This window comes from uncultured Maribacter sp. (assembly GCF_963977385.1).
Taxonomy (GTDB): domain Bacteria; phylum Bacteroidota; class Bacteroidia; order Flavobacteriales; family Flavobacteriaceae; genus Maribacter.
On sequence record NZ_CAXBOU010000022.1, the window covers coordinates 49,485 to 71,727 of the forward strand.

21 protein-coding genes and 1 tRNA gene are annotated in these 22,243 nt (G+C 33.3%); 14 read left to right on the top strand and 8 right to left on the bottom strand.

The genetic code is table 11. The features are described 5' to 3' along the window. Positions 1-54 precede the first annotated feature (54 nt). A complete protein-coding gene (locus AAC084_RS18860; protein WP_339841837.1) occupies positions 55-609 on the top strand; it encodes a TlpA disulfide reductase family protein in 555 nt (184 codons plus the stop codon). An 11-nt stretch (positions 610-620) separates the two neighbouring features. Here AAC084_RS18860 and AAC084_RS18865 read toward each other — a convergent pair whose 3' ends face one another. The 6 genes from AAC084_RS18865 to AAC084_RS18890 form a co-directional block, all read right to left on the bottom strand. Next, positions 621-1,067 (bottom strand): beta-carotene hydroxylase, encoded by a 447-nt coding sequence (locus AAC084_RS18865; RefSeq protein ID WP_339841838.1) that lies wholly within the window; start codon positions 1,065-1,067, stop codon positions 621-623. After that, on the bottom strand, positions 1,067-1,906 hold the full coding sequence (locus AAC084_RS18870) for a phytoene/squalene synthase family protein (protein ID WP_339841839.1): 840 nt from the start codon (positions 1,904-1,906) through the stop codon (positions 1,067-1,069). The genes AAC084_RS18865 and AAC084_RS18870 overlap by 1 nt, the downstream gene beginning before the upstream one ends. Positions 1,907-1,914: 8 nt before the next feature. After that, on the bottom strand, positions 1,915-3,372 hold the full coding sequence (crtI, locus tag AAC084_RS18875; RefSeq protein ID WP_339841840.1) for a phytoene desaturase family protein: 1,458 nt from the start codon (positions 3,370-3,372) through the stop codon (positions 1,915-1,917). Between the two features lie 14 nt (positions 3,373-3,386). Continuing rightward, complete coding sequence (locus tag AAC084_RS18880) at positions 3,387-4,286, bottom strand: MerR family transcriptional regulator (RefSeq protein WP_339841841.1); 900 nt, start codon at positions 4,284-4,286, stop codon at positions 3,387-3,389. Positions 4,287-4,395: 109 nt separating this feature from the next. Next, a tRNA-Leu gene (locus tag AAC084_RS18885) sits at positions 4,396-4,479 on the bottom strand. Positions 4,480-4,565: 86 nt separating this feature from the next. Next, positions 4,566-5,411 (bottom strand): AraC family transcriptional regulator, encoded by an 846-nt coding sequence (locus AAC084_RS18890; protein ID WP_339841842.1) that lies wholly within the window; start codon positions 5,409-5,411, stop codon positions 4,566-4,568. A gap of 131 nt (positions 5,412-5,542) precedes the next feature. Here AAC084_RS18890 and AAC084_RS18895 point away from each other — a divergent pair, with 131 nt between their 5' ends. The 13 genes from AAC084_RS18895 to AAC084_RS18955 all read left to right on the top strand — a co-directional run bounded on the left by AAC084_RS18895 (position 5,543) and on the right by AAC084_RS18955 (position 20,115). Beyond that, positions 5,543-6,460, top strand: a complete 918-nt coding sequence (locus AAC084_RS18895; protein ID WP_339841844.1) for a dihydrodipicolinate synthase family protein — start codon at positions 5,543-5,545, stop codon at positions 6,458-6,460. A gap of 120 nt (positions 6,461-6,580) precedes the next feature. Then, entirely contained in the window at positions 6,581-8,155 is a 1,575-nt protein-coding gene (locus AAC084_RS18900; RefSeq protein ID WP_339841846.1) for an aldehyde dehydrogenase (NADP(+)), read from the top strand. 11 nt (positions 8,156-8,166) lie between these two features. Then, positions 8,167-9,903 carry a DUF885 domain-containing protein gene (locus AAC084_RS18905; RefSeq protein WP_339841847.1) on the top strand — a complete coding sequence of 579 codons (1,737 nt, stop codon included), beginning with the start codon at positions 8,167-8,169 and terminating at the stop codon, positions 9,901-9,903. A gap of 8 nt (positions 9,904-9,911) precedes the next feature. Beyond that, positions 9,912-10,919 (top strand): 4-hydroxyproline epimerase, encoded by a 1,008-nt coding sequence (locus AAC084_RS18910; RefSeq protein ID WP_339841848.1) that lies wholly within the window; start codon positions 9,912-9,914, stop codon positions 10,917-10,919. 13 nt (positions 10,920-10,932) lie between these two features. Next, the gene (locus AAC084_RS18915) at positions 10,933-12,123 is read left to right on the top strand and encodes a glucuronyl hydrolase (protein WP_339841849.1); all 1,191 of its coding nucleotides are present in this window, start codon (positions 10,933-10,935) and stop codon (positions 12,121-12,123) included. 7 nt (positions 12,124-12,130) lie between these two features. After that, positions 12,131-13,381, top strand: a complete 1,251-nt coding sequence (locus tag AAC084_RS18920) for an FAD-dependent oxidoreductase (protein ID WP_339841851.1) — start codon at positions 12,131-12,133, stop codon at positions 13,379-13,381. A 124-nt stretch (positions 13,382-13,505) separates the two neighbouring features. After that, positions 13,506-13,907 carry a response regulator gene (locus tag AAC084_RS18925; protein WP_339841852.1) on the top strand — a complete coding sequence of 134 codons (402 nt, stop codon included), beginning with the start codon at positions 13,506-13,508 and terminating at the stop codon, positions 13,905-13,907. Positions 13,908-13,986: 79 nt separating this feature from the next. Further along, positions 13,987-14,529 (top strand): heme NO-binding domain-containing protein, encoded by a 543-nt coding sequence (locus AAC084_RS18930; RefSeq protein WP_339841853.1) that lies wholly within the window; start codon positions 13,987-13,989, stop codon positions 14,527-14,529. Next, the gene (locus AAC084_RS18935; protein ID WP_339841854.1) at positions 14,522-16,885 is read left to right on the top strand and encodes a PAS domain S-box protein; all 2,364 of its coding nucleotides are present in this window, start codon (positions 14,522-14,524) and stop codon (positions 16,883-16,885) included. Before AAC084_RS18930 ends, AAC084_RS18935 begins: the two co-directional genes overlap by 8 nt. A 109-nt stretch (positions 16,886-16,994) precedes the next feature. Beyond that, entirely contained in the window at positions 16,995-18,023 is a 1,029-nt protein-coding gene (locus AAC084_RS18940) for an FIST N-terminal domain-containing protein (RefSeq protein WP_339841856.1), read from the top strand. Further along, complete coding sequence (locus tag AAC084_RS18945) at positions 18,023-19,087, top strand: HAMP domain-containing sensor histidine kinase (protein WP_339841857.1); 1,065 nt, start codon at positions 18,023-18,025, stop codon at positions 19,085-19,087. The genes AAC084_RS18940 and AAC084_RS18945 overlap by 1 nt, the downstream gene beginning before the upstream one ends. Beyond that, the gene (locus AAC084_RS18950) at positions 19,084-19,404 is read left to right on the top strand and encodes an Hpt domain-containing protein (RefSeq protein ID WP_339841858.1); all 321 of its coding nucleotides are present in this window, start codon (positions 19,084-19,086) and stop codon (positions 19,402-19,404) included. Before AAC084_RS18945 ends, AAC084_RS18950 begins: the two co-directional genes overlap by 4 nt. Next, complete coding sequence (locus AAC084_RS18955; RefSeq protein WP_339841859.1) at positions 19,405-20,115, top strand: LytTR family DNA-binding domain-containing protein; 711 nt, start codon at positions 19,405-19,407, stop codon at positions 20,113-20,115. It begins immediately after the preceding gene. A 27-nt stretch (positions 20,116-20,142) separates the two neighbouring features. On the opposite strand, the gene AAC084_RS18960 is transcribed toward AAC084_RS18955, so the two are convergent. Then, positions 20,143-20,556, bottom strand: a complete 414-nt coding sequence (locus AAC084_RS18960) for a response regulator (protein ID WP_339841860.1) — start codon at positions 20,554-20,556, stop codon at positions 20,143-20,145. Beyond that, positions 20,553-22,243, bottom strand: a 1,691-nt coding sequence (locus AAC084_RS18965; RefSeq protein ID WP_339841861.1) for an ATP-binding protein, incomplete at its 5' end; no start/stop codon positions are given. The genes AAC084_RS18965 and AAC084_RS18960, both read right to left, overlap by 4 nt.

Sequence of the window (22,243 nt, forward strand, 5' to 3'; positions counted from 1 at the left end):
AAAACTCCTGATTATGATCAGGAGTTTTTTAGTTTTGAATCCTATTAAATTTCAATGAAGAGACAAACGGTTTTTACCTTAATGATAATTGCATTGGTGCTTTCATTTTTTGTTACGCCTTTAGGCGATTACAGTAAAATACTGCTCAATAGGTTCTTTGCAACTTCACCAACCATCATAAAGGTTGAGAAAAGGGGAAAGATATCTGATTATGATTGGAAACTTAAAGATGAAAATTGGAAATTCATTAATTTTTCTGAGGCTAAAGGTAAAGTAGTATTCATAACCTTTTGGACTTCTTGGCATATGCCATCACAAGCACAATTAAAGGATATTCAATACTTATACGAAACTTATGGAGATAAGTTGAAGTTCTATGTAATAACTAATGAAGAAAGAGCTCCTGTTGAGCTTTTTATGGAAGAGCAGGGATACACATTTCCTGTAACTTATCAGATTATAGGAGAACCAAGTCCTATTTCATTATTAAATCCACCAGGTTCTTATTTAATTGATAAGTCAGGTTCAATCGTTATTCATCAAAATGCTATTGCCGACTGGGATAATGATAAGGTTGACAAACTTCTAAATCAACTAATCTCAGAATAGTTTAGAGATATCTATTTCTTAAAGTATTTAAAAGGCACGAAGAGCATACCAAAACATTCTCCATCCCCTTTTCCTAAATGCTTATGATGCATTTTATGAGCTCTTCTAACACCTCTGCTGTACCAATTGTTAGCGTTTCTAAAGAGTTTAAAACGTTGGTGAATAAATATGTCATGTACCAAGAAATACGCTATTCCATACGCTAATATTCCGAAACCTAGCGGATAGCCATACCAAAAACCAATGGTGCCCGAATAGAATAATGACATACTTACGATCGCATAAAAGATGAAGAAAGTATCATTTCTTTCAAACCATGAGTCATGATCCTTTTTGTGATGATCACTATGTAACGACCATAGAAAGCCATGCATTATGTATTTATGGGTAAACCACGCCATAAATTCCATGAACAAAAAAGTTCCTAAAAAAATTAATATCCAAAATACTGTATTCATTATACTAAGTTCATTTTATATTTAACATACGAACGTGCCAAAAGACCAAATTTCTGATAATTCGGAACTCTTATCCGCGCATTTTTGATTTCTAGAGACGGTGTATTCTGCAGTTTTTTTAATAATTTGTAATAATACTTATAGGCAGTGTAAACTCCGAATTTGGCCTCTGTTGGTAAACCAATGATTCCTTTATAACCTAACTTGAAGTCTGCCTTAATTTCCTCAACAATTCTTTTCTTTGAGGTTTCATCTAGCTCTTTCAGGTTGGTGTTTGGAAAATATGATCTATTTAATTCCTCAAAATCGGCTTTAACATCCCTCAGAAAATTTACTTTTTGAAATGCAGAGCCTAATGCCATTGCAGATTCTTTCAATCTATCGTATGCATCAATATCACCCTTCACAAATACTTTAAGACACATTAAACCTACAACATCTGCAGAGCCATAAATGTACTCTTTGAATTCAGCATCTGTTCGATATACACTTTTAATTAGGTCCATTCGCATACTCTTCATAAATGAATCTACCAGATGTTTTGGAATATTATAGGTGTGATAGGTATGTTGAAAGGAATTTAAAATCGGATTAAGACTTATTTTATCTATTAAAGAGGCTTCAAGTTCCTGTTCAAATTTATCGAATAGGGCAACTTTATCATAGTCATGAAATGTATCTACAATTTCATCAGCAAAGCGAACGAAACCGTAAATATTATATATATGGCCACGAATAGACGAGTGAAGCATCTTTGTTGCTAAGGCAAACGAAGTGCTATATCGTTCAGTAACGACTTTACTACATTGGTACGAGACTTGGTCAAAAGTTCCTTTCATGCGTTAAACTAATTATCTTTTATAATTAATTCTGACACTAATTTACCAGAGATCAATGCAGGAGGAACTCCGGGGCCAGGTACAGTCAGTTGCCCTGTAAAATATAAATCATTTACTTTTTTACTTCTTAGATTAGGTCTTAAAAATGCCGTTTGCGTTAACGTGTTTGCCATACCATAAGCATTTCCTTTATACGAGTTGTATCGTTCTACGAAATCTTTAACACAAAATGTCTCCTTGAATATAATATTATTTCTGACATCTTGACCAGTTCTTAATTCGAATCTATCCATAATTAATTCAAAATACTGATTTCTTAATTCTTCGGTATCATCAAGGGCAGTAGCTATTGGTACCAAGAAAAATCCAGTTTCCGAATCCTTAGGTGCCATACTCGAATCTGTAATAGATGGGAAATTTGCATAAAATAATGGATTAGTTGGCCATTTTGGATTATCGTATATTTCTGTAGCGTGCAGCTCAAAGTCTGTATCAAAAAAGAGGTTATGATGCTCTACATTCTTCAATTTAGTATCAAAACCGATATAAAATAGTAAGGAAGAGGGGGCAAATACTTTTTTGTCCCAATAAGCCTCTGAATATTGTCTGTATTTTAAGTCTAACAAGCTTTCTGAATGGTGATAGTCAGCACCGCTCAAGATTACATCTGCATTAAATATTTCTCCACCAGATGATACTCCTGTTGCTTTTCCGTTCGTTACTAATATTTTATCAATCGGTTTCGATGTATGTATAATAACTCCTAATTCAATAGCAAGATTTCGCATAGCCTTTATGACTTCATACATGCCCCCTTGAGGATGCCACGTGCCTAAACCGAAATCGGCAAAATTCATAAAACTGTAAAATGACGGAGTATTGCTGGGTTTTGCACCTAAAAACAATACAGGAAATTCTAAAGTAGAAATCAATTTTGGATTTTTAAAACGCTTTCGTACTTGTGAGCTAATAGTTTTAAAAAATTGGTCAACTTTTAAAATTGTTTCTTTTGTTACCAACTCTAAGGGAGAAAGACCAGGTCTTAAAACAATTTTATTGATAGCAATCTCGTAATTTATCTGTGCCTCTAGAATAAACTTTTTTAATTCTTTTGAACTACCAGGTTCAATTCTTTCGAATTCTAAACAAATTTTATCCATCGAATCACCTATAGTTATAATGTCGTTAGAAAAGAAAATTTTATATGCAGGACTTAATTTATCCAGTTGATAATAATCGGAAGTCTTCTTATTAAAATCAGCAAAAAATTTATCGAAGATATCTGGCATCCAATACCAGCTAGGTCCCATATCAAAGGTGAATCCGTTTTTAATAAATTGCGAAGCGCGCCCTCCTACAGAGTCGTTTTTTTCATAAATGGAAACGTTCCAGCCATCTTTTGCCAAGTAGCATGCTGCTGATAAAGATGCGAAACCCGAACCTATTACGATGCAATTTTTCTTCATTCTTTAACTCTCAATTAAAGGTTACTCACCAAATTATCTATAGAATTAAATGTTCTACAGTAATTAGGCTTTATTTTTTCGTCAATAAAATCGGTTTGTCTTCCTAATATCCAAAAATTTGGATTATTGTATTTTGATACCATTTCACTAAAATCTTCTAGGTACTTATTTATACGGTCTTTCTCAGGAAAAACTGTGAAGTACGATACAAAATAAATATCATCGAAATACTTTAAAACATCTTCTAGATTTTCCATTGGAATGGTAGGTCCGAGGTAAATACATTTATATCCTTTTAATATAATTTCATAATTAATATAAAGAAGACCTATATCATGTATCTCATTTTCTGGTAAAAACGCAACAAAAACCTTATCCTTTTTTGTTGGTTCTAGATGCTGTAGTTTTTCAGTATTTAGTAATATTTTTTGTTTGATTAAACTGCTGATGAAATGCTCATGTGCAGGACTAATAGTATCCGTCTGCCATAAGAGGCCCAATTCGTTTAACAACGGCACAAATGTTTCTTTAAATATCTCACGAAAAGAATTCTCCCCTAACAAGGCGTTATAGGTATTAAAAAACATAGTTTGGTCAAAATTTACCATCGCTAGTTTAAAAGCATTTATCGCCTGACTTTTATGACTATGTTTCGCTGCTATTTCACGAACTACATAAGGTATATCATGATCTGATATTTTTGCTATTTTGGAAATCTTATGGCCATTATTATACAACAGAGTAACATTTAGTAACTTCTGTAAGCTTGCAAGGCTATACGTTCTAATATTAGTATCTGTTCTTTCTGGCGATAATAAATTATACCTTTTTTCCCAAATTCGAATAGTATGTGCTTTAATACCAGATAGATTTTCTAAGTCTCTAATACTAAATTGTTTTTTTACATTGTTCATGTTTTCTGGAAAAGGATTAAACAAATCTACAATTAATTGATTTGGATAGTACTACAGGAAAGTTAAATTTATCAAAATAAAAAAGGCTAGATATATATCTAGCCTTTTGTGCCCACGACTAGATTCGAACTAGCACGTCCTTACGAACACTACCCCCTCAAGGTAGCATGTCTACCAATTTCACCACGTGGGCAATTGTTTTCTTATAGAAAGCGCAAATATAGAAACCTATCCTTCATTATAAAATATTTGATCGTAATAAATAAGAAACCTTTTATTCTATAGAAATATAGATTGTTGGTATTGGGTAGGGGTTACCCCTTTTATTTTTTTAAATTTTTTGTTGAAGTTCGAAATTGAATTGAAACCAGATAGATCAGAAATAAGATTAATGTTCAGTTCCTTTTTAGAACTGAGTAATTGACAAGCGTGTTCTAACCTAAGCTCAATCAAAAATTGAAAAAATGTCTTATTAGTCCGTTGTTTAAAAAAACGGCAAAAAGCATTCGGAGTCATGAAAGCCATTTTTGAGATTTCTTCTAATGCAATGTGTTTTTGAAAATTTTTAAAAACAAAATCAAATATTACCTGTAAGCGTTCCCCTTCATTAGACGTTAAGGTTTTGGAATAAATGAATTTACTTAATGGTTCTATGGTAACGTTGCCCAAGAGCTCTAGTAGTTGTAAAAAAGTGATAAAACGTTGCATTTTTTCTTGGGAGGCTAATTTTAAAATTGTTTTGGATATATTTTTTATGTTTGAAATTACTTTGAATCCAGAATTTGAATTAAGGAAAAATGATTGTAATTCTTTGAAGTATGGTAAGTTGAAAAAATTTTCTCCGAATGTGTGTTCTGTGAAAAATACGGTTGCCATATGCGCGTCGTATTCACCCGGTATACTTTTGAAAATATGTGGAAGATTACTGCCTATTACATAAATATCACCTTTTGAAAATTGATGTATACTATCCCCTACCAATAATTTACCTGTACCATTTATAATATAGCTGATCTGAATTTCTTCATGTTGGTGTAGGCGATTATAGAAGATAGGCTCCTTGTCAATTTGAACAATTAAATGCTCATCTACAGGTTTGGGTATTTTAAAAGGATACACTTTCATATGCATCTAATTTATCATTTAATATTATATAAAATATAATAACAGGGTAAAATAGTCTTATGTATGGTTAATATGAAGACATAGTATTTAGAGTGTTACTATTAATTTTGATTATCACTAAAATTTATAATATGAGTTTATCATGGAAAGGCGTTATGCCAGCAGTTACAACAAAGTTTACCAATAAGGATGAATTAGATTTAGATATGTTTTCAGTTAACATTAAGGCGCAATTAGACGCTGGTGTAAGCGGAATAATACTTGGCGGTACTTTAGGGGAGGCTAGTACACTTACCTATGATGAGAAAAAAGTTCTAATGAAGGAAACCGTAAAGCTTGTTAAGGGCGAGGTTCCTGTAATTATTAATATAGCTGAACAGACTACAAAAGGTGCTATTCACGCCGCAGCGGTTGCAGAAGAATGTGGTGCAGAAGGTTTAATGATGTTACCACCTATGCGTTATAAGGCAAATGATTATGAAACAGTAACTTACTTTAAAGAAACAGCCAAAAGTACAACCTTGCCAATTATGATTTATAATAACCCTATAGATTATGGTATTTTGGTGACTTTAGATATGTTCGATGAGCTAATGGAGTGTGACAATATACAAGCAGTTAAAGAATCTACAAGAGACATTTCTAACATAACGCGTATAAAATCAAGATTCGGCAGTCGTTTAAAAGTCTTAACGGGTGTAGATACTTTAGGATTAGAAAGTGTTTTGATGGGAGCTGATGGTTGGGTTGCTGGTCTTGTTTGTGCTTTTCCTGCAGAAACCTGTGCCATTTTTGAACTTGCAAAGGCCGGAAGAATTGAGGAAGCCTTAGAAATTTATAGATGGTTCTTACCATTATTAGAATTGGATATTAGTCCACAATTAGTGCAAAATATTAAAATGGCAGAAGTAGCAACCGGTATTGGAACTGAAAATGTACGTGCACCGAGATTACCTTTAATTGGTGCGGAAAGAGAAAGAGCAGCTACCGTTATTAAAGAAGGTATGGCTTCTAGACCAAAATTACCTAATTATAAGGGAATCAACTAAATGTTGGGTAGATAGTTATGATGTAATTTGGGTTTTCAATAAGAATGTAAAGTAAAGATAGAATCAGAATTTGTTACAGGTTCTTTCTTTACTTTTGAGTATCACTACTAAAAATAGAAAATGATAAGCGGAAAAAATACGATAGGGAACAAGTTATCAAATCAAGGAGATGTAACCTACAAAACGTTCAATCCTAAAACGAATAAAGAAACTGAATGGACTTTCTTTGAAGCAACTAAGTTTGAAATAAACGAAGCTGTAGAACTGGCTACTAAAGCTTATAAAGTTTACAAAGATGTTTCTGGTGATAAAAAGGCTCAGTTTTTAGAGACCATTGCGCTTGAAATTGAGGCTTTGGGAGATGAATTGATAGATACCTATTGTAAAGAATCGGGTTTGCCAGAAGGTAGAGCTCGTGGTGAGCGTGGCCGTACTATGGGGCAATTACGGGCATTTGCTGCGCTCTTGAAAGATGGCTCATGGGTAGAGGCTGTAATTGAAAAAGGACAACCAGACCGAGAGCCAATGCCTAAAGCAGATATTAGAAAAATGTTGTTTCCTTTGGGTCCGGTTGTAGTTTTTGGAGCCAGTAATTTTCCTTTGGCATTTTCAACAGCAGGTGGAGATACAGCAAGTGCTTTGGCTGCTGGTTGCCCTGTAATTGTTAAAAGTCACCCAATGCACTCAGGAACTGGAGAATTAGTTTCTTCGGCAATTATAAAAGCTGCCGAAAAAACGGGTATGCCAAATGGCGTATTTTCTAATTTAAATAGTAGTGGAATAGAAGTGGGGCAACAATTGGTAAAGCATCCAAAAATTAAGGCTGTTGGTTTTACAGGCAGTATAAATGGTGGCACGGCACTTTATAAATTGGCAAGTGAGCGTGATGAGCCCATACCGGTTTTTGCAGAAATGGGTAGTATCAACCCTGTTGTAGTTCTTCCTTCGGCTCTTGATATTGATGGAGATGCTTGGGCAACCAAATATGCTTCATCTATTAATTTAGGTGCAGGACAATTTTGTACGAACCCTGGTCTGGTTTTGGGTATACAAGGAAATAAATTAGATTCTTTTATCAACACCTTATCCGAAGAAATACTTAAGCTAGAACCTACTTGCATGTTGCATCCAAATATTTATACCAAATATAATGAGGGTAAAAAAGAATTATCAGGGCAAGATGGTGTTATAATAATGGCGGATTATGCAAAAGAAACTAGTGATAATGTAGCAAGGCCAACCATACTTAAAGTAAGTGGCGCTAGCTTTTTATTGAATACAAAACTTCACAAAGAGGTTTTTGGTCCTTTTTCGGTAGTAGTGAGTTGTGAAAATTCTGTACAGCTAGAAGAAATATTAAATCATTTAGAAGGTCAATTAACTGGAACTGTCTTAGGTTCTGAAAGTGATTTGAATACGTACGATAATGTTATTGATGCACTTCAAAGTAGAGTAGGCCGTATTTTATTTAATGGGGTACCTACCGGTGTAGAAGTTTGTTCTTCAATGGTTCATGGTGGTCCTTTTCCTGCATCTACAGATGCACGCTTTACCTCGGTGGGTACGTCGGCTATAAAAAGATGGGTACGCCCAGTTTCTTTTCAAGATTGGCCGAATAAATTTCTTCCTAAGGCATTACAAAATGCAAATCCTTTAGGGATTGTAAGATTGGAAGAAGGCAGATATACCAACTAAAATAGGAACTTATGAAAAGCTTGAGATTTAAATTTAAATATGGTTTTTCGATTTTAAATATATCGTTGATTCTATTTTCAATACATTCTCAAGCTCAAAAAAGTGAAACACCATTATCTGCGATAATTTCAGAAATTGAAGGGTACAGTTCTTTTGATAGAAAAGCATTCCCTTTAGGTGTACACAAAGAATCTCTAGAAAAACAGAATACTGATTTTGCACAAAGCAAGTTGGTGCAGTTAAAGAACTTGGATAAAACCGGACTCGGTGAAACTGACTTGATTTCCTATGAACTTTTAAGATTTCAATTGCAAAATCAAGTTGATGAGTATCAGTATAAAATGTATTTAAATCCGATACAAGCTGATCAAGGTTTTCATTTAAATCTTAATTATAGAATTACACCAATCTTAAGCTATGAAGATGCAAAACAGTATTTGAAAATGCTTGGTGCTATACCTGATTTTGTTGATGAACATATCGTTTTATTGAAAAAAGGATTGAAAGAAGGTGTTTCTCAACCTAAAATCATTTTTAAAGGTTATGAATCTACTTATGATACACATATTGTTAAGAATTATTCGCAAAGTAGTTTCTACGGATCTTTACAACAGCTACCTGAAGTAATTAGTAAAGCGCAACAAGATTCAATTACAGGTGCTGCCCAGAATATTATAATGGATAAGGTGGTACCATCATTCAAAAAAATTAAAGCTTTTTTTGAAACGGATTATATACCATCTACACGAAATACTATCGGAGTATCTGAAACCCCAAATGGTTTAGAATTCTATCAGAATAGAATTAATTATTACACGACTACAACCGAATATTCAGCAGATGATATTCACATTTTAGGACTTTCTGAAGTCGCTCGTATCAAGTCTGAAATGAATGCCATTATCGAAGAGGTGAATTTTGAAGGAAGCTTTTCAGAGTTTTTAACTTTTCTTAGAACTGACTCGCAATTTTATGCAAAAACAGGGGATGAGCTGTTGATGAATGCACGAGATATAGCAAAACGTATCGATGCCGAATTACCAAAATATTTTTCAACATTACCGCGTCGACCTTATGGTGTTATAAAAGTACCTGATGCCATCGCACCCAAATATACGGGTGGTAGATACTCGGGGCCTTCATCAGAAACACAACCAGGGTATTATTTAGTGAACACCTATAAATTAGAAAGCAGACCATTGTATACTTTACCTTCATTGACTGCACATGAAGCTGTACCAGGTCATCACTTACAAGGGAGTTTAAATAAGGAGTTGGGCGATAGTATTCCAAATTTTAGAAGAAACATGTACTTGTCTGCCTATGGTGAGGGTTGGGCGCTGTACACTGAGTTTTTAGGGAATGAGCTAGGCATTTACAGAACACCATATGAAAAGTTCGGTAAACTAACTTATGAAATGTGGCGTGCATGTAGATTGGTTGTAGATACAGGAATTCATGCAAAAGGATGGAGTAGGCAAGAAGTTGTCGATTATATGACAAAAAATACTGCATTATCGGTTCATGAGATAAACACTGAAACAGATCGTTATATCGCATGGCCAGGTCAAGCGATATCGTATAAGATAGGAGAGTTAAAAATTAGGGAACTTCGAAAAAAGGCAGAAGAAGTTTTGGCCGATAAATTTAGTATTCGTGATTTTCATGAAATTATATTAGAACAGGGTACCGTAACATTAACCATTTTAGAACGCAGGGTAAATGCTTATATTAATCGTACGAAATAATTTTTTTTATGGCCAGTAATACATTCGTTTGTATCGATGCCCATACGTGTGGCAATCCTGTTAGGGTAATAAAACATGGCGGTCCCGATTTGGTCGGTGCTACCATGAGCGAAAAGCGGCAACATTTTTTAAAAGAATTTGACTGGATTCGCAAAGGGTTGATGTTTGAACCACGTGGCCATGATATGATGAGCGGTAGTATTTTTTATCCTCCAAGTAACCCAAATAATGATTTCGGAATTTTGTTTATTGAAACCAGTGGTTGCCTACCCATGTGTGGTCATGGTACTATTGGCGCTATTACTATAGGGATTGAGGAAGGGCTGATTATTCCCAAAACACATGGTGAGGTTCGTATGGAAACCCCTGCAGGCTTGGTGAAAATCAGTTATCAGCAGACAGGTGCTAAAGTTGATTGGGTGAAATTAACCAACGTAAAATCGTTTTTAGCAGAAACTAATTTAACTATAGAATCATCAGATTTAGGAGAACTGACTTTTGATGTCTCTTATGGTGGTAATTTCTATGCTATTATAGATCCACAAGAAAATTTTTCTGGGATACAAGATTTCTCGGCTAGTAAACTAATTCAATTTAGTCAAGAGTTACGGGAAAATATAAATAAGAAATATCCTGATATATTTATCCATCCAGAAGATACTACAATCAGAAATGTCAGTCATATGTTATGGACCGGCAAAACGATTTCAAAATCTGCCACAGCTAGAAATGCCGTGTTTTATGGTGATAAAGCTATAGACCGTTCACCTTGTGGTACAGGTACTTCAGCACGTATGGCGCAATGGTTTGCAAAAGGTAAGTTAGCTATCGGAGAAGATTTTATATACGAGAGTATTATAGGTTCTCAATTCATTGGTCGTGTGGAAGAAGAAACTACTTTAGCAGGTAAACCGGCTATTATTCCTAGCATAAAAGGTTGGGCTAAAATTTATGGACATAACACCATAACCATAGATGATGATGACCCTTATGCTTATGGTTTTCAAGTAATTTAAGATTTTAAGATAAATGAAAAATTTTAGTGTTTTCTGTTTTACGATATTCATTTCAATAGGTAGTTGCTATGGGCAACAATCACAATCTGTAAATGAAACCATAATCTTAGAAAGGCTAACGGACCAATATGAGTTTTTATATCATTACTCTATTCCATTTTTAGATACTGATAATCCCATGCCGAGAACTATTGTTGATGGTAAGTTACACACCGTAGGTATTTATGATTGGACAAGCGGATTTCACCCTGGATCCATGTGGTATCTGTATGGTTTAACCAAAAATACAGAATGGAAGAATAGGGCTTTATACTATACCAAACTTTTAGATACTTTGCAATATTGGGAAGGTACCCATGATCTAGGTTTTATGATAGGTAATAGTTATGGCAATGCCTTAAAGTATATGAATAATGAGGGTTATGAAAAAGTGATGGTTCAAGCAGCCAAATCGCTTTCTTCGCGTTTTAAACCAAAGGCAGGAATCATACAATCTTGGGAATCTAATGATCGTTGGCAGTGCCCGGTAATTATTGATAATATGATGAACTTAGAAATGCTGTTCGAGGCTACTAAAATTTCTGGAGATTCAATATTTTATAAGATAGCTGTTACTCATGCCGATACTACGATGAACAATCATTATAGAAAAGACTTTAGTTCGTATCATGTTTTGGATTATGATATTGAAACTGGTGAAGTGCTTAAGCGAAATACAGCACAAGGTTATAAAGATGAATCTGCATGGGCTAGGGGGCAAGCTTGGGGTTTATACGGTTATATAGTAATGTACAGAGAAACAAGGGATTTGAAGTATTTAGATCATGCTAAAAATATTGCATCGTTTATAATGAATCATCCAAATTTACCAGAGGATAAAGTTCCTTATTGGGATTATGATGCTCCAGTTACCAAAACTACACCACGAGATGCTTCTGCGGCAGCAATTACCGCATCTGCTTTATACGAACTTAGTACTTTTGTAGATGCCGGTTTGAAAACAACATATGAAACAGAGGCGAATACAATTATTGGAACTTTAAGTAAGGAACCTTATTTGGCAGATGTAGGAACGAATGAAGGATTTTTATTAAAACATTCTACAGGTCATCTTCCTATGGATTCAGAAATAGACGTACCAATTAATTATGCTGATTATTATTTTTTGGAGGCTCTTTTACGCAAACGAAATATGATTAAATGAAAGTAGAATGACAAAAAACATTGTGATAATAGGAGGAGGAATAATTGGGTTAAGCTCTGCATATTTTTTGAGTAAAGAAGGGCATCAAGTAACGGTGATAGACAAGGGAGATATTACCTCTGGAGCTTCTTTTGTAAATGCAGGTTATATAACTCCTAGCCATATTATTCCTTTAGCATCTCCAGGTATGATAGCAAAGGGTATAAGAATGATGTTTAATTCTGCAAGTCCGTTTTATATGAAACCAAGACTTGATATAGATTTTTTAAAATGGTCGTGGTTTTTTCATAAATCATCTACTCTCGCTAAAGTTGAAAAAGCAATTCCCGTCATCAAAGAAATCAATCTTATCAGTAGAGAATTGTTTTCCGATATTAAAAACTCTGGTGATTTAGGTGATTTTCAGCTAGAACGAAAAGGTTTATTAATGTTATACAAAACAGAGGCAAGCTATTTACATGAAAAGCAAGTAGCAGAAAGAGTACATTTTGAAGGACTTGAAGTTTCTGAATTGAATAAATCTGAATTGCAAAAATTAGAACCTAATGTAAATATTGATGCTGAAGGTGCTATACATTATGAGTGTGACGGCCATACGACACCGACAGAGATTATGCCAAAGTTGTTGAATTATTTAAAGACACAAGGCGTAGTTATAAAAACTAATGAAGAAGTTCTCGATATTAAAACTGCTAGCGGGAATATTAAGAAAGTTAATACCGATAAAAACATATACCAACCCGATGAGGTAGTTTTAGCTGCTGGTTCTTGGAGTGGCGAGCTTTCTAAAAAGCTTAATTTAAAACTATCGCTACAAGGCGGTAAAGGATACCGTATTAATGTAGAGCGAAATACAGGTATATCGATACCTGCCATATTAATGGAAGCTAAAATGGCGGTGACACCTATGAATGGTTTTACACGTTTTGCCGGTACTATGGAGTTTTCAGGGAATAATAATATAGTTAGAAAAGAGCGTGTGTTGGCAATTGCTAAAGGGGCACATTCTTTTTATCCTGAATTAGAAATTAACTCCGTTGAAATAGAAAGCGCTAAAACAGGACTACGCCCAGTTTCCCCAGATGGCCTTCCTTATATAGGTAAATCTACAAGCATTAAAAATTTAACTATAGCTACTGGTCATGCGATGATGGGTTGGAGTCTTGGTCCCGCAACAGGTAAGTTGGTTTCTGAGTTAATAAATGATAAAAAAACCTCTATGGATATTGCTGCCTTTAGCCCAGAACGATTGTTTTAAAGGAATTGTAAAAATAATTCATCTGTATATAATTACCACTCACCGACAGTAAATTGCCATTCATCTACTGTAGCTAATATTATGATTACAATACTTTGACATTTGAAGTATCAAAATATATGCAATGGATATTTTATTAATAGAAGATGATTTAATCGAGGTAATGAAGTTGAAACGTACCGTTTCTAAACTAAAGTTAAAACATGCTATCATTGAGGCGAAAAATGGTGAAGAAGCCTTAAGTTATCTAAGATCTGGTGAGAAATTACCAGACATTATCCTTTTAGACTTAAATATGCCTAGAATGAATGGAATAGAATTTCTTTCTATTCTGAAGGAAGATGAGTTGTTGCAATATTTACCAACGGTCATTTTAACTACATCAGAAAATAGGGCCGATTTGCTTAAGTGTTACCAAGCAGGTATTGCAGGTTACGTTATTAAGCCATTAAAATATGAAGACTACGAGTACAAATTAAACGCTGTTTTAGAGTACTGGAGTGTTAATCAACTAGTGAAAGGTTAACAGAAAATGGCATTTCACAACAATTTTAGTTAATTACGTATTAATTTTCCTACGTTTGAAATGTATTAAATAATTTCAAATGAAGGGAATCGTATTTACGGAGTTTTTAGAAATGGTTGAGACTAAATTTGGTCTGGAAACTGTTGACAATATTATTGAAAAATCTAACTTACCATCAGAGGGCATCTATACATCAGTCGCTACCTATGAGTTTAATGAAATGGTTGCACTAATCACTCAGCTAAGTGAAGAGGTAGATTTACCGGCAGGAGATTTAATTTATACCTTCGGACTTTATTTGTTTTCTAGTTTAAGTAATGCCCATCCCGAAGTTATTCAGAATTATAGATCACCTATAGATTTATTATATTCTATCGAAGACCACATACACGTACACGTTAAAAAGTTATATCCAGAGGCAGAATTACCGACGTTTAAAATACTTGAAAAGACAGATACTTCTTTATCAATGATTTATTCCTCAACTAGAGGGTTATATCGATTAGCAGAAGGCTTAATTGAAAAATCTTTTGAACACTTTAATGGTAAAGCAGATATAACCTACGAACTTTTGAAAGAAGATGGTACGGAAGTAAAATTTGATATCGTACAAAATGGATAGTAAGGAAGTTATACTCCTGAAAAAGGCTCTGGAAAGACAAAAGAAAGCACGTAAGCAGGCGGAAAGAATTTTAGAAGATAAATCTAAAGAGCTTTATGATGTTACTCATCATTTAAGGGAGACAAATAGTAAACTTAAAAACCTATTAAGCGAAAAAACATCTGAGCTAGATGGGGTTTTTATAAATATTATAGACCCTTACGTGGTAATGGATCTACAATTCAATGTTATTAATATGAATAGATCGGCCCAAGAGTTTTTGGGTTTTAATCATACTTCCGAGGTGGTAAATCTTTCTCAATTCATACACCCAGATTATTTATTGTATACACAAGAATCGATGATGTCGATGATGGAAGTTGGTACACTTAAAAATTATAGGGCAAAAATCATTTTAAATGATGGTACAGAAAAGTTCGTGCAAATAAATGCTAGTCTTGTTTATAATAAAGATCGTAAACCAATAGCGGCACAGGGTATTATTAGAGATATAACACACGAATCGGAAGTAAAAAGGCTGGTTTCCGAGCAGAAAAAACAATTAGATATTATAGTTGAAAATTCTCCCTTAGGAATTGTTTTGGCTAAAAATGGAAGCATTATAAAGGCTAACAATACTTTTGTTGAAATGCTAGGTTACAAAGAGAATGAGCTAAAAAATATTTCTTTAAAAGCAATTTCAGAACCTGATAATGATATCGGCGAGTATGACCTAATCGATAAGATGCATGCTGGGGATTTAGACAAGTTTACTACGATATTAAAGTTTGCTAAAAAAGATGGTTCTAAGTTCATGGCTAAAACTATGATGACCGCTATCTCAGATAATGAGATTAAAACAGCTTACCAGGTTGCTATAATTGAAGATATATCAAAAGAACTTGAAGCTGAAAAAAAGTTGAAAGCTTCAGAGAATAGACTATCGGCATTAATATCAAATTTACAGATAGGTGTGCTTCTAGAAGATGAGGATGGTAAGATTGCCTTAACCAACCAAATGTTCTGTAACATATTCAATATTAAGGCTACACCGAAAGAACTAATTGGTGAAGATTGTGAAGACTCTGAAGAACAAAATAAAATTTATTTCAAGAATCCTGAGAAGTTTGTAAAAAGAATAGAAGAAATTCTTGCTAAAAGAGAAATAGTGTTATCTGATGAACTTGAAATGATCGATGGCAGAATTTTAGAAAGAGATTTTATACCTATCGATAACGATGGTACCTATAAAGGTCATCTATGGGCCTATCATGACGTGACCATAAGTAAGAATTATCGAAAGAATTTAGAAACACAACGAGAAAAGTATAGTAGTATTATTGCTAATATGAACCTCGGTTTAGTTGAAGTGGATAATTGTGATATTATTCAAATGGTAAACCAGAGTTTTTGTGAAATGAGTGGTTACGAAAGTGATGAGCTAATAGGTAAAATTGCCTCAGAGATAGTCAAGTTTAAAGGGACTAACATCATTCAAAAGAAGAATAAAAATCGCTTAAAAGGAAAATCAGATTCTTATGAAGTTGAAATTACAGATAAGAATAATAAAATTAAACATTGGCTAATTAGTGGTGCCCCAAGATATAATGATTCGGGATCTATAATTGGATCTATAGGTATTCACTTAGATATTACTGATCAAAAACAACTAGAATTTCAAAAAGAGAAATTGCTTAAAGATTTAGAGAACAGTAATCAAGGACTTCAAGAATATGCACATATTGTTTCTCATGATCTTAAATCCCCTTTAAGAAGTATTAGTGCACTTGCCACATGGTTAAGTGAAGATTATAAAGATGTTTTAGATGAAGGAGGAAGGCAGAATTTGGAGCTTATGCAAGAAAAAGTGGCATCAATGGATAAGTTGATTCATGGGATCTTGGAATACTCCACAGCCAATAGTTCTGAACTTGATGATTCTAAAGTAGATTTAAATAGTGTTATTTCTGATATTGGAGAAACAATTTATATTCCAGAGCATGTAAAGTTGATGGTTCCTGAAAAGCTTCCAACTATTGTTGCAGATAGAATTAAGATGCACCAAGTTTTTCAAAATATAATAGGTAATGCTGTAGTACATATCGAAAGAGAAGTAGGGACAGTAGAGGTGCTTTTTAAAGATATAGGTAACCAATGGCAATTTACCATTCGCGATAATGGTGTAGGTATACCCGAAGAGTACCATAAAAAAATATTCGACATATTTCAATCTATTGGTAATAATGAAAGGTCTACTGGTATTGGACTTTCAATAGTTAAAAAAATTGTTGACCGCTACAATGGTAGAGTTTGGATAGATAGTGTGGTAGGGGAAGGGACTCAATTCCATTTTACAATTAATAAGAATGAAATTTGAAAAAATAACGAATGAAAATAGTTCAGGCAATTAAAAAACCGGATGAATCTTTTGCATTTAATGAGAAGGGAATACTACTGAAAGAACCTTTGGTTTTAGTAATCGCTTTATGTTAGAAAGTGAGGATATATATGCTGAGGTTAAGAATTTATTTCCTGACGGACATATAGTTTTTGGAACTACTTCAGGTGAAATTATTGATGATACAGTTTTAGATGGCACCATTGTTTTGACCGCTATTGAATTTGAGAAAAGTACAGTTCTAGTAAAACGAAGAAACGTTAATGATTATAAAAATGACGATCAAAGATTAGGAGAAAGCTTAATGGCAGAATTTACTCAAGAAAATTTAATGCATTTATTTATTATTTCTGAAGGTAGTTCGGTTAATGGTAGTGCACTAATTAATGGATTGGAAAAAATAAAAAAAACAAGCATAGGTTTATCGGGTGGTCTTTGCGGCGATGATGATCTTTTTGAAAAAACCTTAACCTCTTATAATGAGAACCCTAAGGAAGGTGAGATTGTTGCTATTGGTTTTTATGGCGAAACGCTAGAAATAACCAGTTCTAATTATGGAGGGTGGACGCCATTCGGCCCTGAAAGAATTATAACCAAATCTATAGGTAATATATTATATGAACTTGATGGCAAACCAGCCTTAGATCTTTATAAAACGTACTTGGGTGAAAAAGCCAACGAATTGCCGAAATCTGCATTACTTTACCCGATAAGTGTTCGAACAACAGAAGATTCAGAACCTTTGGTACGTTCGATACTTAATATTGATAATGATGAAAATACAATGATTTTAGCTGGTGATGTGCCAGAAGGGTCGAAGGTTCAATCAATGATGTCGTCGGTAGACGATATTGTAAATGGTGCTTTTCATGCAGCAGAGCTGGCAAAGAAAGGAAGAGAGAAAGATCAGGAACTGGCATTATTAATAAGTTGTATTGGCCGTAAACTTGTAATGGATCAGAGAACTGAAGAAGAGATAGAAGAAGTTAAATCGGTAATAGGAGATAATACTTTTATTAGTGGCTTTTATTCTTACGGCGAAATGGCACCATTTAGTGGTCAAGATCAATGTAAATTACACAATCAGACAATGACCTTAACTTTATTTAGTGAATAATGCATTCCTTATTAAAAAGACAACTTAGAAAGTACCTTTCAGATGACCTCGAATCAAGTCCAGAAATGGCAAGGTTTTTAGAGGCTATAGGAAAATCGTATGAAAATTATGATGATAAGTTGTCGATGTTACATAGAGCTTCGACTATAAGTTCAGACGAATTATATGAAGCGAATAAGAAATTACAAAATGAAGCTCTTCAACAGAAAAGCATTTTAACTTCTTTAGAAAATGCAATACGTAGTTTAACGGAGAACTTAAATGAAGAGGAATTATTTGGTCAAAATATAAAAAATGAGTTTAATGCTGAGCACCTAGCTACTTATATTGGCAATTTAGCATTTCAGGTTTCTGAGATGACCGCAGAAAAAGATAAACTATTAAAAAACTTAGAACTTCAAAATCAATCTTTGAACAATTATGCTCAAATGGTTTCACATGATTTAAAATCTCCGATACGAAATATTAATGCATTGATGAGTTGGATCATGGATGATGAAAAAGAGAAATTTTCTGATACCAGTAAAGAGAATTGCTTTTTGGTATCTCAGAATCTTACTAAAATGGATAAATTGATTAACGGCATATTAAACCATGCAACTATGGGGGAAACTAAAGAACATAGGGTGTCGTTTAATGTTGGTGATGTTTTAAGGGAAATTGAGAAAACTATTTATGTACCTGAAAATATTACATTTGAATATGCTAATAATTTGCCTCAAATATTTTTTGAAAGAGCACGGTTAGAGCAGTTATTCATGAATTTGTTTACTAACGCAGTTACCGCCACTGAAGGGGTAGAAAAAGGATTTGTCAGAATTGGTTATGAACCAGATGAAGTGTATTGGAAATTTAGCGTAACCGATAATGGTAAGGGCATAGCACCTAAGCATCAAAAAGGCTTATTTCAAATGTTCAAAAAGCTTGAAACCACAAACAATGCGACAGGTATAGGACTTGCAATTGTTAAGAAAATTGCTGTTCTTTATGAAGGTGATGTTTGGTTAGAGTCAACGGAAAATGAAGGAACTACTTTTTATATTACTTTAAAAAAGAATTCATGATAGAGCAACCGAATCTTAACTACGTCGATGAACTTGCAGGTGATGATATTGAATTTAGAAATCAATTTATCAATATTATCAAAGATGAATTTCCTTTAGAAAAGGAAGAATATCACGGGCATGTATCTAATAATAGAGTAAAATCTACCGTTGAAATTGTTCATAAGCTAAAACATAAATTCAATATTTTAGGTATGGAGAATTCATATAAACTAGCTGTTATATATGAAATGGAATTATTAGAGGGTAAGAATGGTAGTGAATCGAAGTTTAACGAAGTTTTGGAAACCATTGAAGCATATATTAAAACAATTTAAATGAACTGTATTATAATCGATGATGAGGCTACGGCAAGAGCAATTGTAAGACAATTGTGTTCGAAAATACCGGGACTAGATGTCATTGAAGAATTTGATAATGCTATTTCGGCAATTAAGTTTTTAAACCAACAGAATATCGATGTGATATTTTTAGATATTCATATGCCAGGTTTTAGTGGTGTTGACTTTGTACAGACATTGAAAGATCCGCCTAACATTGTTTTAACTACTTCAGATACCAATTTTGCTATAGCCGCTTATGAATATGAATGTATTGTAGATTATCTGGTGAAACCTATTACTCAAGAGCGATTTGAAAAAAGTATTAAAAAGATTTCGAGTTTAAATACGCAGCAGCCAAAAGGTAATACAGAGCCTAAACCAGATTCAATTGAAGGTGAAGATCTATATATCAACATCGACAGAAGATTGATTAAACTTAAACTCGATGAAATTTTGGTTATTGAAGCCAAAGGTGATTATATAGATGTTAAAACTGAAAAGGAGGAATACAAAGTACATACAACCTTGAAGAAAATTAAGGAAAAGTTACCTGAAAAATTATTCTTACAGATACACCGATCATATATCATCAACTTTACAAAGATTATTGATATTGAAGATAATAGTGTGTTAATTGCTAAAAATGTGGTGCCGATAAGCCGCTCTAACAGACCCGAATTAATGAGACGTCTGAATCTGCTTTAAAATAGAATAATAGTTATAAACGAAGCATTACCAGTTTTCGTGATATATTTTTTCGAATATTTCCGACAATTGAACCTTGTTTACTGGTTTAACGACATACCCGGTAAGTTCCTCAAAATCTGATGCTCTTTTAATATCACTTTCACGCATCGAAGAGCTTACCATATAGATATTGACATGGTTTGCAATTTCATTTTTCAGCTTTTTAAATTCTGCTAAAAATCCCCAACCGTCTAAAAAAGGCATATTAATATCAAGGAATATAACTTCAGGTAGTTTTATGTTTTCTTCGGTACATTTGGTAATATATTGAACTGCCCGTTCGCCATCAGTAAAACTATTTACCTTTAAATCTTTAGATAATAGTTGGATGGTCTTTTCCATTAGATATAAATAAAGTTCGTCGTCATCGACTAATAAAATGTTTGGTTTTTCTATCATTTTTCAAAAATTAGTTTAAAAGTTGTACCTGAATCCACTTTACTATCAATTGTTATTGTTGCGTTGAGAGCTTCTAATTGCGACTTTACTAAAAAAAGACCCATACCTTTACCTGAGATGTTTCTATGAAATCTTTTATAAAGCTTAAATACATTGTCACCGTGTTTATCGAGATTTAAACCTATACCATTATCTCTTACATATAATACCTTATGGTTCTTTTCGAAAGCAGTTTCAAATTGAATATGAGAGGTGATATTATCTCTTCGGTATTTGATTGCATTTGAAATGAAATTGTGAATAATACTTTGCAAATAGAATTTAGAATAGAATAAATGATCCCAAGCTTTTAAATTTAGCAGAACTTCAAAGCTACGATCATTAAGTAATATTTCAGTAAATTCATTTTTAACTTCAAATATTAAATCCTTAATTTTTATTTCAGTAATTTTTATTTCTTTATTATCTAGTATAGATACATATTCATTAATGTCTTTTGTGAGATTCATTATGCTCTGTGAAACTTGCTCTAGTTTTGGAAGAAGCTCATTCAAAATTTTAGGATTTTTTTCTTTTCCAATCATTTCTACGATAACAGACATACTTGTTACAGGAGCTCTAAGATTGTGAGAAATTAAATAATTAAAATTACTTAATTGCTTGTTTCGAATCTCCAAGCTATTATTCATTTCGGTAACAATCACATTATTTTCTTCTAGTTGATTTTTACTTTTAATCAGTAACAAATTCTTACTTTCTAGTTCTTTGTAAAATTGTTCTTTTTCTACTCTCTTTTTTTGAAATAAATAGCAAAATGCAGATAAGCCAATGATTGTTATAATATTAAAAGTAATAAGACTATCAATCAAACCCTGTAAGCTTGCTTTAATGAAACTTGGTGGTATTTCCATCACCAATACCCAATTCGAAGGCGAAATAAGTTCTAAAGATTTTTTTGAATTTGAATCAAACGACAAACTTGTTCCATTTAAAATTATCGGTTGTATCCTCCATATATAATCATCATAAACTAGGGTGCTATCTGTCTTAATTTCCGTAATTTTTGAAATTAAAGTATTATTTATCAAAGTGTCATTAGTGCTTGACTCGTAAGGCAAATCTTCTGTATGTTTTGAAGAACTGATAATTTGTTGCTTCTCGTCTAAAAGGTATAATTCCGTATCCGCAATTTTTGATTTATATTGGTCAAGAACCCGTTTCATTTTGAAATTAATGACTACTAGCCCTATTTTAGTTTGGTTGGTATCGTATATAGGAGCAACAGCCCGAATTACGGGTTTATTCGGTTTTTCTATATTTCCATTTTCTCTATTGAGACTTATTTGAGACAGATATAACTGATTTCTATTTAATTCTAGACCTGCTTGAACATAAAGTTGATTTTTTTTGTTTTGTAGATTGCCAATTACTACAGAATCGGTTCCTTGTCTTACTGCCCTAAAAAATTCTTGACCTTTTAAATCTATAAATCGAAACTGGTCATAATCTGTTATTTCTTTAATAACCTCAATATAACGATCCATGAATGCAGTATGTTCTCCTGTTGGATTAAAATCAACAGGAAACTCTAATGAGGACCAGTAATGTGTGTCTTGAAGTAATGCATAACATTGGTAACCGTGGCACAAGCCCGTAATCAGCATTAAACGAATCATTATAAGCCTCT